At 58.1% G+C, this 15,210-nt stretch carries 19 protein-coding genes; 10 read left to right on the top strand and 9 right to left on the bottom strand.

What is annotated here, in order from left to right:
• Positions 1-250: 250 nt before the first annotated feature.
• On the bottom strand, positions 251-1,315 hold the full coding sequence (locus ACA044_RS15790; protein WP_497442251.1) for an NAD(P)H-dependent flavin oxidoreductase: 1,065 nt from the start codon (positions 1,313-1,315) through the stop codon (positions 251-253).
• Positions 1,316-1,537: 222 nt separating this feature from the next.
• Between ACA044_RS15790 and acuI the strand changes: the two genes are divergently transcribed.
• Positions 1,538-2,521, top strand: coding sequence for an acrylyl-CoA reductase (NADPH) (acuI, locus tag ACA044_RS15785; RefSeq protein ID WP_497442250.1), 984 nt, complete (start codon positions 1,538-1,540; stop codon positions 2,519-2,521).
• A gap of 53 nt (positions 2,522-2,574) precedes the next feature.
• Positions 2,575-3,063: a GyrI-like domain-containing protein gene (locus ACA044_RS15780; RefSeq protein ID WP_497442249.1), complete on the top strand. Its 489-nt coding sequence runs from the start codon at positions 2,575-2,577 to the stop codon at positions 3,061-3,063.
• Here the strand turns inward: ACA044_RS15780 and ada are convergent.
• The 5 genes from ada to ACA044_RS15755 form a co-directional block, all read right to left on the bottom strand.
• Positions 3,027-4,100, bottom strand: coding sequence for a bifunctional DNA-binding transcriptional regulator/O6-methylguanine-DNA methyltransferase Ada (gene ada / locus ACA044_RS15775; protein WP_497442248.1), 1,074 nt, complete (start codon positions 4,098-4,100; stop codon positions 3,027-3,029). The two genes, ACA044_RS15780 and ada, sit on opposite strands and share 37 nt — an antisense overlap.
• A gap of 87 nt (positions 4,101-4,187) precedes the next feature.
• Complete coding sequence (alkB, locus tag ACA044_RS15770; protein ID WP_497442247.1) at positions 4,188-4,868, bottom strand: DNA oxidative demethylase AlkB; 681 nt, start codon at positions 4,866-4,868, stop codon at positions 4,188-4,190.
• A complete protein-coding gene (locus tag ACA044_RS15765) occupies positions 4,858-5,568 on the bottom strand; it encodes a 2OG-Fe(II) oxygenase (protein WP_497442246.1) in 711 nt (236 codons plus the stop codon). The genes alkB and ACA044_RS15765 overlap by 11 nt, the downstream gene beginning before the upstream one ends.
• Before the next feature lie 130 nt (positions 5,569-5,698).
• The gene (locus ACA044_RS15760; RefSeq protein ID WP_497442245.1) at positions 5,699-5,875 is read right to left on the bottom strand and encodes a hypothetical protein; all 177 of its coding nucleotides are present in this window, start codon (positions 5,873-5,875) and stop codon (positions 5,699-5,701) included.
• Positions 5,876-5,897: 22 nt separating this feature from the next.
• Positions 5,898-6,200: a DUF1883 domain-containing protein gene (locus tag ACA044_RS15755; protein WP_007900033.1), complete on the bottom strand. Its 303-nt coding sequence runs from the start codon at positions 6,198-6,200 to the stop codon at positions 5,898-5,900.
• A 212-nt stretch (positions 6,201-6,412) separates the two neighbouring features.
• On the opposite strand from ACA044_RS15755, the gene ACA044_RS15750 reads away from it, so the two are divergent.
• A complete protein-coding gene (locus tag ACA044_RS15750; RefSeq protein ID WP_497442244.1) occupies positions 6,413-6,769 on the top strand; it encodes a hypothetical protein in 357 nt (118 codons plus the stop codon).
• A 72-nt stretch (positions 6,770-6,841) separates the two neighbouring features.
• Positions 6,842-7,072 carry a hypothetical protein gene (locus ACA044_RS15745; protein ID WP_027922990.1) on the top strand — a complete coding sequence of 77 codons (231 nt, stop codon included), beginning with the start codon at positions 6,842-6,844 and terminating at the stop codon, positions 7,070-7,072.
• A 177-nt stretch (positions 7,073-7,249) separates the two neighbouring features.
• Here ACA044_RS15745 and ACA044_RS15740 read toward each other — a convergent pair whose 3' ends face one another.
• Together ACA044_RS15740 and ACA044_RS15735 are read right to left on the bottom strand one after the other, a co-directional pair.
• A complete protein-coding gene (locus tag ACA044_RS15740; RefSeq protein WP_497442243.1) occupies positions 7,250-7,531 on the bottom strand; it encodes a hypothetical protein in 282 nt (93 codons plus the stop codon).
• A 140-nt stretch (positions 7,532-7,671) separates the two neighbouring features.
• Positions 7,672-7,860, bottom strand: a complete 189-nt coding sequence (locus ACA044_RS15735) for a hypothetical protein (RefSeq protein ID WP_008012859.1) — start codon at positions 7,858-7,860, stop codon at positions 7,672-7,674.
• A 281-nt stretch (positions 7,861-8,141) separates the two neighbouring features.
• Between ACA044_RS15735 and galU the strand changes: the two genes are divergently transcribed.
• The 4 genes from galU (at position 8,142) to gorA (ending at position 12,338) form a co-directional block, all read left to right on the top strand.
• Positions 8,142-8,981 carry a UTP--glucose-1-phosphate uridylyltransferase GalU gene (gene galU / locus ACA044_RS15730; RefSeq protein WP_007900040.1) on the top strand — a complete coding sequence of 280 codons (840 nt, stop codon included), beginning with the start codon at positions 8,142-8,144 and terminating at the stop codon, positions 8,979-8,981.
• A gap of 373 nt (positions 8,982-9,354) precedes the next feature.
• The gene (locus ACA044_RS15725) at positions 9,355-10,017 is read left to right on the top strand and encodes an MFS transporter (RefSeq protein ID WP_497442242.1); all 663 of its coding nucleotides are present in this window, start codon (positions 9,355-9,357) and stop codon (positions 10,015-10,017) included.
• Positions 10,007-10,873 (top strand): MFS transporter, encoded by an 867-nt coding sequence (locus tag ACA044_RS15720; RefSeq protein WP_497442241.1) that lies wholly within the window; start codon positions 10,007-10,009, stop codon positions 10,871-10,873. Before ACA044_RS15725 ends, ACA044_RS15720 begins: the two co-directional genes overlap by 11 nt.
• A gap of 106 nt (positions 10,874-10,979) precedes the next feature.
• Positions 10,980-12,338: a glutathione-disulfide reductase gene (gene gorA / locus ACA044_RS15715; RefSeq protein WP_497442240.1), complete on the top strand. Its 1,359-nt coding sequence runs from the start codon at positions 10,980-10,982 to the stop codon at positions 12,336-12,338.
• Here the strand turns inward: gorA and ACA044_RS15710 are convergent.
• Positions 12,335-13,354 (bottom strand): DNA-binding protein, encoded by a 1,020-nt coding sequence (locus ACA044_RS15710; protein ID WP_497442239.1) that lies wholly within the window; start codon positions 13,352-13,354, stop codon positions 12,335-12,337. The two genes, gorA and ACA044_RS15710, sit on opposite strands and share 4 nt — an antisense overlap.
• Before the next feature lie 178 nt (positions 13,355-13,532).
• Between ACA044_RS15710 and ACA044_RS15705 the strand changes: the two genes are divergently transcribed.
• Positions 13,533-14,471: a site-specific integrase gene (locus tag ACA044_RS15705; RefSeq protein WP_497442238.1), complete on the top strand. Its 939-nt coding sequence runs from the start codon at positions 13,533-13,535 to the stop codon at positions 14,469-14,471.
• Positions 14,472-14,609: 138 nt separating this feature from the next.
• Positions 14,610-15,173 carry an alkyl hydroperoxide reductase subunit C gene (ahpC, locus tag ACA044_RS15700; RefSeq protein WP_095079203.1) on the top strand — a complete coding sequence of 188 codons (564 nt, stop codon included), beginning with the start codon at positions 14,610-14,612 and terminating at the stop codon, positions 15,171-15,173.
• Positions 15,174-15,210: the final 37 nt, after the last annotated feature.

Here is a 15,210-nt window from a genome sequence, read left to right as displayed (position 1 = left end):
AAACGGCTCCGTGGTAGGCGTGTGAAACGCTATATAGCGGAATATATAGCGAAATGCCTGTAAACGGAACAAATGGGGATGCCCCCCGTTGAATGATGCGCGCCCCCTGTAGCAGCTGGCGTAGCCTGCGTTCGGCTGCGCAGCAGTCGTGAAACCAGGCACCTCGGTCTTTCAGGCCAATCGTGGTCGCTGAATTTACGACTGCTGCGCAGCCGAACGCAGGCTACGCCAGCTGCTACAGGGCTCCGTCCTACTGACGAACCAACTTCGCCAGTCCTTCATCAGCCAACCGCCGGGTCAGCTGCGCCGAAGTCATTTCAACGCCCAACGTAAACGCCTGCCCCGCCCACAGGTTGCTGAAATCCGCCTCCCCTTTTGCCCGCAGTGGCATCAGTGCACCGCCCGCCAAAGGGAAGGCCGGTGCTTTAGCGCACATCGGCCCCAGTTCACGCATCACCCGATTGAGAATCCCGCGTGCCGGGCGTCCGGTGAAAATGTTGGTGACCGCCGTCTCGCTTTCCTTGGCCGTGCGCAACGCCTTGTGGTGAGAAGTGCTGACCTTGGCCTCCGGTGTGAACAAATAAGCCGTTCCCACCTGAACCGCCGAGGCGCCCAGCAGAAAAGCTGCCGCGACACCCCGCGCATCTCCAATCCCGCCCGCCGCAATCACCGGCATGTTCACCGCATCGACGATCTGTGGCACCAGCGCGAAAGTGCCCACTTGGCTGCTCAGGTCATCGCTGAGGAACATTCCGCGATGACCGCCAGCCTCGTAACCCATGGCGATGATCGCGTCGCAACCATGCTGCTCCAGCCAGACGGCTTCTTCGACCGTAGTGGCCGAGGAGAGAATTTTCGCCCCGGTGGCTTTTACCCGATCCAGCAGGGACTTTTCCGGCAGGCCAAAGTGAAAACTCACCACTTCGGGACGAAATTCTTCGATCACCTCGCAGGCCGCGTTATCGAACGGTGCGCGATTGGAGACTGGCGTCGGTGCATCGAAGTCGACAGCCAATTCCCGGTAGTACGGTTCCAGCAGATTCTTCCATTCCCGGGCACGTTGATCATCGGGCGACGGCGGTTGATGGCAGAAGAAATTGACGTTGAACGGGCGCTGGGTGTGTTGGCGAATCGTCTTCAGTTCCTCGCGCAACTGCTCGATGCTCAGCATGGCGGCGGGCATCGAACCCAGGCCGCCAGCGTTGCTTGCCGCAATCACCATGGCCGAAGTCGTCGCGCCAGCCAGGGGAGCCTGGATGATCGGCAGTTCGATCCCGAGCAGGTCAAGAATGCGGGTGTCTGGCCATTGGCTCATGTGCAGTGTTCTCCGGCGTCGAAACAGGGCAGGGACGATAGAAGCGAATTTGTATCAGCAATGACTGACACAAGGCCAGTCGAGTTTTTAATGGGTTATGCCCGTCAATAGTTGATTCACCGGGCTTGCCGATGGGGATTGGCTTAAAGTCGGGTACGGCGATGGGGTTCCATGTGATAGTTCAATGGCACGACAACTGAGTGATTTCATTGGGAGGCTGCGATGTTCAAAGGCATTTTGATCGACAAAGGCGACAGCGGTTACCGGGCCACGCTACAAGAGATCAGTGACGATCAATTACCCGAGGGTGATGTAACGGTGCGCGTGGCGTACAGCACGCTGAACTTCAAGGATGGCCTGGCGATCACTGGCAGCAGCCCGGTGGTGCGCAAATTCCCGATGGTGCCGGGGATAGATCTGGCGGGCACTGTCGAAGTCAGCGGTCATCCGGACTACAAGGTCTGCGATCAAGTCCTGCTCAACGGCTGGGGCGTGGGCGAAGGACACTGGGGCGGATTGGCACAGAAAGCTCGCCTGAATGGCGACTGGCTGATCCCGTTGCCCGAAGCATTCACCGCCGCGCAAGCGATGGCCATCGGCACGGCCGGCTACACAGCGATGCTGAGCATCCTGGCGCTGGAGCATAACGGCGTGAATCCCGAGCAAGGCGACGTGCTGGTGACGGGCGCCAACGGCGGCGTAGGCAGTTTCGCCATCGCGCTGCTGAGCAAACTCGGCTATCGCGTGGTGGCCTCCACCGGCCGTACCGCCGAACACGTCTACCTCAAGCAATTGGGTGCCAGTGAGATCATCGATCGCGCCGCATTGTCCGAGCCGGGCAAACCGCTGGCCAAAGAGCGTTGGGCTGCGGTGATCGACTCTGTCGGCAGCCACACGCTGGCCAATGCCTGCGCCAGCACCCGAGCCAACGGCACCGTCGCCGCCTGCGGTCTGGCGCAAGGCATGGACTTTCCCGCCTCCGTGGCACCGTTCATTTTGCGCGGTGTGACCCTGGCCGGCATCAACAGCGTGACCCAACCCAAAGCCAGGCGGATACTTGCCTGGAATCGCCTGGCCAAGGATCTGGACTTCGCCTTGCTGCCGTTGATCAGCCACGAAATCGGTTTGGGCGAAGCCATCGACGCCGCACCGCGCTTGCTCGCCGGCCAGTTGCGCGGTCGGGTGGTGGTCGACGTCAATCGTTGACCGCTGCACCGCAAATCCAACAGACAAACTGTAGAGACAAGGAAATATCGACCATGGATGTAAAACTGCGTGAAGTGCTGCCCTTTAGCGTCTCGGGTTTGCAGGTGCGCACCCTCAATGCCGCAGAGCAGCAGCCAGATACCGCGCGTATCGGCCCTATGTGGGAACAATTTTTCGTTGAGGAGATGTTCGACAAGATCGCCCACAAACAGCCGGACTCCTTTATGTATGGCGTCTATTCCAACTACGAGTCCGACGCGTCGGGCCACTTCGATGTGACCGCGGGTGTGGCGGTTACCGCGCCCTCCGAGGATTTTGCGCAGGTTCAGATTGAGGGCGGCGATTACTTGGTGTTCAGCGCCAAAGGGCCGATGCCGGACAGCGTCATTCAGACTTGGGGCCTGATCTGGGCCTACTTCGAGGATAACCCGCAGGTTCGCCGCAAGTTCGCCACGGACTTCGAGGTCTACACCGGTCCGGAGTCCGTGGCGGTCTATATCGGCATTCAGGACTCAGCCGCGTTTTCACGCTCCAGCAACTGACGCTTGCGCTCCACGCCCCAGCGATAGCCCGACAGGTTGCCGTCGCTGCGCACTACGCGATGGCAAGGGATTGCCACCGCCAAGCTGTTCGCGCCACAGGCCTGGGCCACGGCGCGCACGGCTTTCGGTGCGCCGATGCGCTGAGCGATATCGGCATAACTGGCGGTGCTGCCGACGGGAATCTCTCGCAGGGCTTGCCACACCCGCTCCTGAAACGCCGTGCCGCGTACGTCCAGCGGCAGGTCCAGGCCGAGGGCTGGTGCTTCGATAAAACCCACCACTTTGGCGATCAGCTGCTCGAACTCATGATCGGCGCCAATCAGATTGGCGCGCCGAAACTTGTCCTGTAGATCACAGACCAATTGATGCGGGTCGTCCCCCAGTAGAATCGCGCAGACACCGCGTTCACTTTGTGCCACCAGAATAGCCCCGAGGGAACACTGGCCGACGGCAAAACGAATGTCGTTGTTCTGCCCGGCCGCACGGTAGTCACCGGGTTTCATGCCCAGCAGTTGATCCGCCGCCTCATAGAAACGGCTGTTGGAGTTGAATCCGGCGTCATACAGCGCGTCGGTGACCGTGCCGCCATCTGTCAGGCGCTCGCGAACCCTGCGTGAACGATGGGCGGTGGCATAGCCCTTGGGAGTCAGGCCGGTGATGGCCTTGAACACGCGATGGAAGTGGAAACTGCTCAGGCCGGCCGCGTCCGCCAGTTCATCCAACGCCGGTAATGTCTCGGCGGATTCGATATGACGGCACGCGGCGGCTACGGTCGCGGCGTGTTGTGCGGCGACGTCGCTTTGATCTTTCGCGGCCCGTTTGCTGGGGCGATAACCCGCCGCCTGAGCTTGTTCGGCCGTATCGAAGAATTCGACGTTCTGCGGTTTCGGCAGTCGTGCCAGGCTGCTGGGGCGGCAGTAGATGCCGGTGGTTTTCACTGCATACACAAACTGCCCATCGGCGCGGGAATCGCGCGCGATCACGGCGGCCCAGCGAGGATCGTTCTCGGTGGCGATATTTTTCGAATGAGTTGTCATGGCTTCATGTCCGTTGACCTGTTTCATGCAGATTAACCAGCCGGCAGAGACGCCACACTCCGGGTCTTGCGGTCGAATTCGACTGTTTCATCCCGCGGCACGAAAGGTGAAGTTGATCCGCTGTTCGCCCAAGCGAGGGTGATACCCCTCCTTGATCGGCAATACGCCGTGATAACGCAAACGGTCCGCGCCGCCCCAGACCACGATATCGCCATGGAGCAGTGGCACGCGTTGGCTTTTGGCGCTTCGTTCAAAGCCACCGAACAGGAACGTCGCCGACAACCCCAAGGACACCGACACAATGGGGGCCGCGTAGGAACCTTCGTTTTTGTCCTGATGCAACGACATTCTGGCACCGGGAACATAGCGGTTGATCAGGCAGGAATCCGGTACGAACGCCATAAACCCTGCCTCTCGCGCCGCCGCTTGGGCCAGTTCGAAAAACACCTCGGGCATTTCAGGCCAGGGCGCGCCGGTCTGCGGATCGTTGCGGGTGTATTGGTAGCCGCTGCGGTCAGTCGTCCAGCCCCAGGTGCCGCAACTGCTCAAGGCCACCGACATGGTAAAACCGCCGGGCGTGACCATCTGCCGAAAGGGCGCCGCTGCCAGAACCGCCTCCAGTGCCGGCAGCAACCGGTCGAGCCAGGGCAGGGCAAAGCCTCTAAGAACGAAGGATTGTTCACCAATCTGCTCGCGCCTGGGTTCCCGTTCGGGTTCGGCGTCGGCAAACAGATCGAAGGTGATCGGGCTCATGGGGTCATAACGCATCGTGAAAGATGATTCCAAGGGTATGCCGTTTTCCACTGTGCAGGCGACTCACGCCGTGGCGCATGGTCACTCGGTAATAGCCGCGAACGCCTTTTACCGGGCGCTGATTCACGGCAAAAATCAACGCGTCGCCTTTCTTCAGGCCGATGACTTGCGGGCGCGATTGCATTCGCGGGCGTTGTTCGGTCAGCACAAACTCGCCGCCGGTGAAATCTTCCCCTGGTTCTGACAGAAGAATCGCCACTTGCAGCGGGAAGACGTGTTCGCCGTACAGATCCTGATGCAGACAGTTGTAGTCCTGTGGCCCGTATTGCAGCAACAAGGGCGTCGGGCGTTCCTGACCGGCGGCATGACAGCGTTGCAGAAACGCTTCATGCGACTCGGGAAAGCGGGTCGGCAGGTCCATGCTTTCGTACCAGCGATTGGCAATTGGCACCAGTCGAGGGTAAAGCGCGCTGCGCAACCGGGCCACCGGATCCGGCAGCGGGTACCTGAAGTATTTGTACTCGCCACGGCCAAAACCGTGGCGAGCCATCACCACTTTCGAGCGAAAGGCCTCGGGCCGGTCGTACAGGGCGCTGATTTCATCGCAGGTCTCATGGCTTAAAAGCGACCTGATGATCGCGCAGCCATCCTGATCGAGATGCTGCTCCAGCCTGGCCCAGTCGAGGGTATGGTTGTGAATCGTATCGGTAAACAAGGGCTCTGACTCCTTGACCAAAAGGTCGAGGCGGCCAGTTTAGTGAGCGGTGCCAGAGTGGGCACTCCGGCGCTTGCGGTCGAATTTCAATGCCGGGAGCAGACGTCCATGTTGTTCGCTCCGCAGGGCATTACAGCGCTTTGCTCACACTGATCTCGCTGATGACGTCTTCAGTCTGGCCATGAATGACGTCCAGTGCAGCCTTGGCTTCTTCTGCGGTGCCGTGTTCAAGTTGGGCAAATTCGAAGCGGCGCTCGCCGTTGAGTTTGTATTTGATGACGTACTTGGTCGTTTGGGCCACGGTCATACCTGCTTGTTATCGTGTGGGCTCAGCTCAGTTTCGAGCTGGAGCGGCGGATGATCTTGATCGAGTGCGTCAGGGTCGGTTTGCGCGTCACGCTGATCGGCCGGCGATTGACCGTGTCGATGGTGATGTTCCAGAAACCGGTGCTCGGTGCAGTGATCCGGGCCGGGAAGGTGTCGAATGCGCCGCCGTGGTAAGTGTGACGGCCGCCATTCTTGAAGCTGCGGAAGTTGGCGTCGTTCATCAAGCGGATGTTGCACATTTGGGAGCACTGGATGACGACGATGTCGTCTTCGTTGAGGTGCTCGCGCTGGTGGATAAATTTCATGAGGCGCCTCCAGTAGGGCTTTTTCTACAAAATCAAAACGATAGCATGGGAGATTGGCGCAGTTTATCAGCCCGAACAGGTTATTATCCGGCCCTGGAGGTCCGCTTTGACAATTAAAAACAGTTATTCGGAATTCTATGAGCGATAAAAGCAGTGAGCCTCGGAGAAAAACAGTATTTGTGCTGTCGGAGGGTCTTTACCGGAGATTTTATATGAATAGGGGTGTTCTGGTCGTGCCGTTGGCATTGGCAGTGGGTGGATGTGCGACTGTCTCGGACATCAATGAGTCGCTGCCCACCATGAGCGTGATTTCAGGCAAGAAACCCCACGAGTACGCGCAATGCCTGGCCGAGAAGTTGGCCGATAGCCGTGGAGCCCTGCAAGTCGAGCCGCAAAAGGAAGGTGTGCGGGTTATCGTGCCGCAGAAGTTCTCCTCGGGGCCGGCAGCGGTATTTGAAATTGAAGACCGCTCCGGCGGCAGCAGCATCAAGCTGCATGAGCGCATCTCCAACGTGCCATTGCGCCCATGGGATGTGCGCAATGCCGCCACCGCGTGCATATCCGGCTGATAAACTACCGCCAGTCAGCATCGATGCCGTCAAAGTCGTGCTTTGACGGCATTGTCATTTCTGGAGTCAAGCATGAAGCGAGAGCAGGTACGGGAGCGCCATGCAGAGGGTCATATCTCTGCCACCCATGTGATTCAGAACCCGGCGAATCCGGGAGAATGGATCGTGTTTTTCAAGAAAAGCGCCGGGCGCAGTTATTTTCTGGTGGATGACAACGATGAAGTGGAGTCCTTCAGCCGCCTCGACGATTTGATCGAGACCGTGCGCGGGCTCGGGATCAAGTTCGCCGAAATCCATATGTAGGGCAGGGGGAGCCCTAATGCCGGTAAATTAAGATACCGAACCTGTGGGAGCGTGGGTTGCCCGCGAAGAATGCGCCGCGGTTTTTCAGGTATTACGCGTCATCGTTCTTCGCGGGCAAGCCACGCTCCCACAGGATTTGCGTCGCTCAAGTTTCTTAACTTATCGGCATTGGGAACCCTACTTGCAGACCACTACCACACTGCGGTTCTTGTAATTGCCGACGTCGACGCCCAGGGTCTTGTCGCTTTCCTCGGTCGACGGTGTGCCGTCGGTACCGACAATCCGATAGCCGGTGCCGGCGCAAGAGGCATCGGCTTTTTCGTAGCAACTGGCCCAATCGTTGGCTTCCCCGGAGCAATCGATGCTCAGGCCTTGCTCACCATTCTTCAGGTACGTGGTTTCGGACGTGGCACAGCCGCTCAAGGCCAGTACCGCAATCAGTGGCAAAAATTTATTCATGTCGTGGTCGTCGTCGATGATGAGGGCTAAACGCTATGACAGCGGCTGCATCGAAAGATTATAGCGAATGGCCACTTCGTTACAGGCAATCACAAAAAAGCCCTGCGCAAAGGCAGGGCTGCGGTCATGTCAGGTTCAGCTCAAGGCTTGTCCTTGCCGCGCCGCTTTGGGGCTGCCGGTTGATCCTGCAACACGGATGCCACTTCAATCGCCAACGCTTCTGTAGGGAACGGCCCGGCAATATTCTCGCCGCCGACACTGTCCACCCACCACTGGCCGTCTTTCGCTTGATTGATCAGGTACCCGTTGACGCTTTTTGCTGCCGACATCTATCTGCCTCGTTGGCTGGTTCAATCGGGCAATGATAGCGCCAAATGCCCTCAACGGGTGCCAATGGGTGTAGTGTGGGGGAGATTTTCTGTCGGCTGATAGTCGTGCAGTTCTGTCGATCTCTGCTATCTATAAGAGGTTATGCAGCTAATCTGCGGAACTATCCATCAGAATATTTCTCTATGATGGCATCGGTTAGCCAGTGCGGGGCATTGTAAGGTGCACGCCGCCTGATTAGACTGCGCCGAAACTCGTACACACAGCCCTTTCAAGGACTTATATGATCAAGAAATGCTTGTTCCCAGCAGCCGGTTACGGTACTCGCTTCCTGCCAGCGACTAAAGCCATGCCCAAAGAAATGCTGCCGGTGGTAAACAAGCCACTGATCCAGTACGGCGTCGAAGAAGCACTGGATGCCGGGTTGACCGAAATCTCCATCGTCACCGGTCGCGGCAAGCGCGCCCTGGAAGACCACTTCGACATCAGCTACGAGCTGGAAAATCAGATCAAGGGCACCGACAAGGAAAAATACCTGGTCGGCATCCGTAAACTGCTCGACGAGTGCTCGTTCTCCTACACTCGCCAGACCGAAATGAAAGGCCTGGGCCACGCGATTCTGACTGGCCGTCCGCTGATCGGCGACGAACCGTTCGCCGTGGTACTGGCTGATGACTTGTGCGTAAACCTGGAAGGCGACGGCGTACTGACCCAGATGGTCAAGCTGTACAAGCAGTTCCGCTGCTCGATCGTTGCCATTCAGGAAGTCGATCCGCAAGAAACTCACAAGTACGGCGTGATTGCCGGTGAAATGATCCGCGACGACATCTACCGCGTTCACAGCATGGTTGAAAAACCAAAGCCTGAAGATGCGCCGTCGAACCTGGCGATCATCGGTCGTTACATCCTGACCCCGGACATCTTCGACCTGATCGAACAGACCGAGCCAGGCAAGGGCGGCGAAATCCAGATCACCGACGCCCTGATGAAGCAGGCGCAAAACGGTTGCGTCATGGCCTACAAGTTCAAAGGCAAGCGTTTCGACTGCGGTGGCGCCGAAGGCTACATCGACGCGACCAACTTCTGCTTCGAGAACTTCTACAAGACTGGCAAGGCTTACTGATAGCGCCTGAGCTGCTTGTACTGAAAAGCCTCCTTCAAACTGTGTGAAAACACACTGGTGAAGGCCCAAGCAAACGCCCCGACTTGTTCGGGGCGTTTGCTTTTGTGCGGGCGACAGGCAAAAAAAGGCTTTTCAGCCCATCAACACTTCAGCCTGATCCTACAGATCAGGGTTACGACGAGTTCAGAAGTGACCTACAGGGCGTTTCAGATACATTGGGCAGCCGTTTGAATTCCGGAGCTGTCGATTGTCAGCACGTTTTTTCACTACTGAACTGATTAAATCCTCGCCAAGGAAGCGCGTAGGAAACGTTTCACGGGCGCATTGAGAAATGTCCCGTGATTTTTTTTGTGTGCAAAAAGGAGTTTTACCCATGGCATTAACAAGTGAGGCGACACACCGCGGAGCAAGATCAAAACGTTGGTTAGGGCTAAGCGTGCTAATGCTGCCTGTATTGCTGGTGACAGTTGACAATACGGTGCTTGGATTCGCGTTACCAAAGATTGCCGAGGCCCTGCGTCCGACCGCTAGCCAGCAGTTGTGGATGATCGATGCTTATTCGCTGGTGTTGGCGGGATTGCTGGTGTCGATGGGTAGTCTGGGGGATCGAATCGGTCATCGTAAGTTGTTGCTGGTCGGGTCTTTGGGTTTTGCCATTGTGTCGGTGTTAACCGCGTATTCCGATACCGCCACGCAACTGATTGCCAGGCGAGCTTGTATGGGCGTTTTCGGTGCGATGCTGATGCCCTCAACGTTGGCGTTGATACGTTCGGTGTTCGAGGATCGAGAAGAACGTAGGCTAGCAGTCGCGATCTGGGCAACGACGTTGACGGTCGGCTTGGCACTCGGTCCTTTGGTGGGCGGGGTGTTGCTGGAGTTCTTCAGTTGGGGGTCGATTTTCCTGTTGGCGGTGCCCGTGTTGGTGCCGCTGCTGGTATTGGGGCCATTGTTGTTGCCCGAATCCGAGCGAGATGCTTCAGGACCGTTGGATCCGATAAGCATCCTGCAATCGATGGCAGCCCTTGGTGCCAATTAAACACAGCGCCAGTAATGGTATCGACTGGATGGCGCTGACAGCATTTGCAGTAGGTGCAGTTGCGGGCTGGCTGTTTGTGCGTCGGCAGTTACGTCTGCCAGTGCCGCTGATGGACCTGAGTCTGTTTCGCAGTGGCACCTTTAGCGGCTCTGTCGCGATCAATTTGATGAGTCTCGCGTTTCTCGTCGGCTTCGTATTCTTTACTACTCAGTTCCTGCAGATCGTTCTTCAGATGTCGCCCTTGAGTGCTAGCCTCGCGCTGGTCCCTGGTCAGATCATGGCGATCGTAGTAGGGATGGCGGTCGTGCCTGTCGCACAGCGATTACCGGTGCATGTGCTGATACCGATTTTGATGGCGTTTGCTGGAGCGGCGTTTTTGCTGGTCGCCAGCATGGGCAGTAGCCTGACCGTTCTAGTGGTGGCTTTTGCCTTGCTGAACATTGGCGTGGGCGCGATCGCGACGGTGTCCAATGATGTGATTTTGTCAGCCGCACCGCCGGCAAAGGCGGGCACCGCGTCGGCCATTAGCGAAACGGCCTATGAGGTGGGTGTGGGTGTGGGGACGACAGTGCTCGGCGGTGTCGTCACCGCCTACTATCGCGGTGCATTGCAGCTTCCGGGGTTTCTGAGCGAAGTGCAGATGATGCTGGCAAGTGAGACGCTATCTGGCGCCCATCATGTGGCGGCAGACTTGTCGGGTGATCAAGCAAGGGAATTGATGACGCAGGCGGGAAGGGCCTTCGAAGGTGGAATCGGTTTGGTTTCATGGGTGACGTTCGGTCTGGCACTCATGGCGATTTTGATTGCTTGGCGCACTCTGCGGGCACCGAAAGCGCAATCTGCAGAGGGGCATTGATCGAAAACGAAGGTTGGGCCGCGCATCGCACGGCCCGAGCATTTCAGCGCAATGCTTGCTCAACAGCCGCCCGCAGGTATGCTGGTGGCCTGCCGAGGAGATAGAAATGGCCTACGATTTTGACCTTTATGTGATTGGTGCCGGTTCCGGCGGTGTGCGGGCTGCACGGTTTTCGGCCGGTTTCGGGGCGAAAGTCGCCGTGGCCGAGAGCCGCTATCTGGGCGGCACGTGTGTGAACGTCGGCTGCGTGCCGAAAAAATTGCTGGTCTATGGCGCGCACTTCGCCGAAGACTTCGAGCAGTCGCAAGGCTTCGGCTGGACCCCGGGTGAGGCCGAGTTCGACTGGGCGACGTTGATTGCCAACAAGGATCGCGAGATCAATCGCCTGAACGGCATCTACCGCAATCTGCTGGTCAACAGCGGCGTGACCTTGCATGAAGGTCACGCGAAAATCGTCGATCCGCATACCGTCGAGTTCGATGGCAAGCGCTACACCGCCAAAAACATCCTGATCGCTACCGGTGGCTGGCCCCAAATTCCGGAGATTCCGGGGCACGAGCACGCGATCAGTTCCAATCAGGCATTCTTCCTTAAAGAGCTGCCCAAGCGTGTTCTGGTGGTCGGTGGTGGTTACATTGCGGTGGAGTTTGCCGGGATTTTCCAGGGGCTGGGTGCCGAGACCACGCTGCTGTATCGCGGTGATCTGTTCCTGCGTGGTTTCGACGGTGCGGTGCGCAAACATTTGCAGGAAGAGTTGACCAGGCGCGGCATGGACCTGCAGTTCAATGCTGATATCGAGCGCATCGACAAGCAAGCCGACGGCAGCCTGAAAGCCACCCTCAAGGATGGTCGTGAGTTGGAGGCGGACTGTGTGTTCTACGCCACCGGTCGGCGTCCGATGCTCGACAACCTAGGGCTGGAAAACACCGGCGTCAAGCTCGACAAGAAAGGTTTTGTCGAGGTTGATGAGCAGTATCAAACCGCAGAGCCATCGATTTTGGCTCTGGGCGATGTGATTGGTCGAGTGCAATTGACGCCGGTCGCTCTGGCCGAAGGCATGGCTGTGGCGCGACGTTTGTTCAAGCCCGAGCAATATCGTCCGGTGGATTACAAGATGATCCCGACCGCCGTGTTCAGCTTGCCGAACATCGGCACTGTCGGCCTGACCGAAGAAGAGGCGCGAGAGGCCGGGCACGATGTGGTGATCTTCGAAAGCCGTTTCCGGCCGATGAAGTTGACCCTGACCGAATGCCAGGAGCGCACCTTGATGAAGCTGGTGGTGGACGCCAAGACCGACAAGGTCTTGGGCTGCCACATGGTCGGCCCCGAGGCTGGCGAGATCGTTCAGGGGCTGGCGATTGCCCTGAAGGCGGGCGCGACCAAGCGCGATTTCGATGAAACCATCGGCGTGCATCCGACGGCCGCCGAAGAGTTCGTCACCATGCGTACGCCGGTCGCGGGTTAATCGTCCTTACGCGAGGCTGATGCGTCTGGCCCTGTCGCAACGACAGCCGCCAGGCGCACGCTTTCATCCAGGCTTGCCTGCAACTTGATCAGTTCGACTTCCAGCGCTTTGTTGATGTGCAACTGTTCATCGATGTTCTGCTTGAGTGACTGGCTTTCCAGCAAGGCGATGCGCAAGCGTTCCTGGAGGAGGGTGCGTTCGCTGTCGATACGGTTGACCTGTTCCAGCAGCTGATCCTGTCGACTGTTGGTGTGTTTGAGTTGCTCTTGCGACAGGCTCAACTCCCGCAGCGTTCCGCGGTTTTCCGTCAGTAAACGCTCGTTGTCGCGATGCAGTTGGGTGATTTCATCCTGGCGTACCAATGCGCTTTGCTGCGCCTGACGCAATTCCATTTGAATCTGCTGCACTTGGCCTTCGTGGCGTCGCTGTTCCTGCTCGCGCTGGTCCTTGACGGCGTTGCGGTAGTGTTCCAGCGCTTCGCGGGCGTGCTGGTGCTTTTCTTCCAGTGAGCGGATCTGCTCGTCCTTGTCCTGCAAGCGCAGTTCGAAATCCGCCAGCGCCTGGTTCAGTCCGGCGTTGCGGGTTTGCTCGGTTTGCAGCATGGAGCGGGTGTCTTGCAGTTCCGCTGATTCCTGGGTCAGTGCCAGGCTTTGAATTTCGTATTGCTGTTGCAATTCGGTATTGGCCGTACGGGCCTCGTGCAGCCGGGTTTCCAGTTCTTTTCGTTGTTGCTCGAACTGCGCGCGTGCCTGGTCGATGGGCTCTTGCGCCTGCTCTTTCAGGCGTTGTGCCAGCCGCGACACCAGCCCTGCCAGCTCGTCATCGATAGGCTCGGAAGGTGTTTGCGCGGGCTCGGCGCCGTCATCGAGCTCCTTCAGATAGCGATGGATCGTGGTTTTTGAGCCGGTATTGCCCATCTCGATCCGTACCGCGTCGATGCTTGGGTGCTCGCCCCTTGCGAGGATTGCTGAGCGTGCCGCCTGCACCAGTGCCTTGTTTACGCCGCCACGTGCCATGTGTTCTCCTACGATTTCATACTGTGGTACATACCACTAATATACGCAATGTACCATGCTGAGAATAAAGTTAAAGTTATGAAATCCATCATGCGGGATATACTGGTATTACCCCGTGTGATACGCCGTAATCCGGGTTTTCTATCGCCAACGCGGTACGTTTTCGAGAACTGAGCCCATGACTGAACTGGATCGCTACCTGCAAGCCGCCACACGCGACAACACCCGTCGCAGCTATCGCGCGGCCATCGAGCATTTCGAAGTCAGTTGGGGCGGTTTCCTGCCGGCGACCAGTGACAGCGTGGCGCGCTATCTCGTGGCCCACGCGGGCGTGCTGTCGATCAATACCTTGAAGTTGCGCTTGTCCGCGCTGGCGCAGTGGCACAACAGCCAGGGGTTTGCCGATCCCACCAAGGCACCCGTGGTGCGCAAAGTGTTCAAGGGCATTCGCGCGCTGCACCCAGCCCAGGAGAAACAGGCCGAGCCGTTGCAGCTTCGGCATTTGGAGCAAGTGGTTACCTGGTTGGAGCAGGAGGCGCAAACCGCCAAGGCGCAGGGCGATCAACCGGGTTTATTAAGGGCTCGGCGCGACACGGCGCTGATCCTGCTGGGCTTCTGGCGCGGTTTCCGTAGCGATGAGTTGTGCCGTGTGCAGATTGAACATGTGCAGGCCAGCGCGGGTTCGGGCATCACCCTCTACCTGCCACGCAGCAAGAGCGACCGCGAGAACCTCGGCCAGACTTACCAGACGCCAGCCTTGCAGCGCTTGTGTCCGGTGCAGGCCTATATCCAATGGATCACTGAAGCGGCGTTGGTTCGCGGGCCGGTGTTTCGGGGTATCGACCGCTGGGGGCATTTGAGCGAGGAGGGCTTGCACGCCAATAGCGTGGTCCCGTTGTTGCGCCAGGCACTGGAGCGCGCCGGCATTCCTGCCGAGCACTACACCAGTCACTCCTTGCGACGTGGCTTTGCGACTTGGGCCCATCAGAGCGGTTGGGATTTGAAGTCGTTGATGAGTTACGTGGGCTGGAAGGATATGAAGTCCGCCATGCGCTATGTTGAAGCCCGCCCGTTCCTCGGGATGACCCGAATCGCTGAAAAGCCGTTGGCGCCGTAGATCACGTTTTCTTCTATTAATACGCTCTGCTAATAGCGAAAACCAATCAGCAGCATCAGGTTTGCCAATGAGCCATCCGTCCGTCGAGTGGGTAAAGTTCACTCCATCAACTTCTTAACCCCTGACGGAGAGTCAACGATGCCTATCATCAACAGCCAAGTTAAACCGTTCAAAGCTACCGCCTACAAAAATGGCGACTTCGTACAAGTGTCGGACGCCGACCTGAAAGGCAAGTGGTCTGTCGTGTTCTTCTACCCGGCTGACTTCACCTTCGTTTGCCCGACCGAACTGGAAGACCTGGCTGACAACTACGCCGAGTTCCAAAAACTGGGCGTCGAAATCTACAGCGTTTCCACCGATACCCACTTTGCCCACGCTGCCTGGCACAACACTTCGCCAGCCATCGGCAAAATCCAGTACACCATGATCGGCGACCCGACTCATGTCATCTCCCGCAACTTCGACGTGCTGATCGAAGAAGCTGGTCTGGCTGACCGTGGCACCTTCGTGATCAACCCGGAAGGCCAGATCAAAATCGTTGAGCTCAACGACGGCGGTGTAGGCCGTGACGCTTCCGAGCTGCTGCGCAAAATCAAGGCTGCCCAGTACGTTGCTGCTCACCCAGGCCAGGTTTGCCCAGCCAAGTGGAAAGAAGGCGAGGCCACTCTGGCTCCGTCCCTGGACCTGGTCGGCAAGATCTAAGTCTGTGACGCGCTTCACCAGGGCGGAATTCCGCACC

Source organism: Pseudomonas sp. LBUM1673, from assembly GCF_059695645.1.
This window is presented reverse-complemented; position numbering and strand designations above follow the sequence as displayed.

Excerpts from the sequence above, each read along its gene's own strand:
- ACA044_RS15745 (WP_027922990.1), top strand. The coding sequence starts at position 6,842 with ATGAAGCGAGAGCAGGTACGGGAGCGCCATGCAGAGGGTCATATCTCT.
- ACA044_RS15790 (WP_497442251.1), bottom strand. The coding sequence starts at position 1,315 with ATGAGCCAATGGCCAGACACCCGCATTCTTGACCTGCTCGGGATCGAA.
- ACA044_RS15780 (WP_497442249.1), top strand. The coding sequence starts at position 2,575 with ATGGATGTAAAACTGCGTGAAGTGCTGCCCTTTAGCGTCTCGGGTTTG.
- acuI (WP_497442250.1), top strand. The coding sequence starts at position 1,538 with ATGTTCAAAGGCATTTTGATCGACAAAGGCGACAGCGGTTACCGGGCC.
- ACA044_RS15735 (WP_008012859.1), bottom strand. The coding sequence starts at position 7,860 with ATGTCGGCAGCAAAAAGCGTCAACGGGTACCTGATCAATCAAGCGAAA.
- ACA044_RS15755 (WP_007900033.1), bottom strand. The coding sequence starts at position 6,200 with ATGAAATTTATCCACCAGCGCGAGCACCTCAACGAAGACGACATCGTC.
- gorA (WP_497442240.1), top strand. The coding sequence starts at position 10,980 with ATGGCCTACGATTTTGACCTTTATGTGATTGGTGCCGGTTCCGGCGGT.
- ACA044_RS15750 (WP_497442244.1), top strand. The coding sequence starts at position 6,413 with ATGAATAGGGGTGTTCTGGTCGTGCCGTTGGCATTGGCAGTGGGTGGA.
- ACA044_RS15760 (WP_497442245.1), bottom strand. The coding sequence starts at position 5,875 with ATGACCGTGGCCCAAACGACCAAGTACGTCATCAAATACAAACTCAAC.
- galU (WP_007900040.1), top strand. The coding sequence starts at position 8,142 with ATGATCAAGAAATGCTTGTTCCCAGCAGCCGGTTACGGTACTCGCTTC.
- ACA044_RS15740 (WP_497442243.1), bottom strand. The coding sequence starts at position 7,531 with ATGAATAAATTTTTGCCACTGATTGCGGTACTGGCCTTGAGCGGCTGT.
- ACA044_RS15710 (WP_497442239.1), bottom strand. The coding sequence starts at position 13,354 with ATGGCACGTGGCGGCGTAAACAAGGCACTGGTGCAGGCGGCACGCTCA.
- alkB (WP_497442247.1), bottom strand. The coding sequence starts at position 4,868 with ATGCGTTATGACCCCATGAGCCCGATCACCTTCGATCTGTTTGCCGAC.
- ACA044_RS15725 (WP_497442242.1), top strand. The coding sequence starts at position 9,355 with ATGGCATTAACAAGTGAGGCGACACACCGCGGAGCAAGATCAAAACGT.
- ada (WP_497442248.1), bottom strand. The coding sequence starts at position 4,100 with ATGACAACTCATTCGAAAAATATCGCCACCGAGAACGATCCTCGCTGG.
- ahpC (WP_095079203.1), top strand. The coding sequence starts at position 14,610 with ATGCCTATCATCAACAGCCAAGTTAAACCGTTCAAAGCTACCGCCTAC.
- ACA044_RS15705 (WP_497442238.1), top strand. The coding sequence starts at position 13,533 with ATGACTGAACTGGATCGCTACCTGCAAGCCGCCACACGCGACAACACC.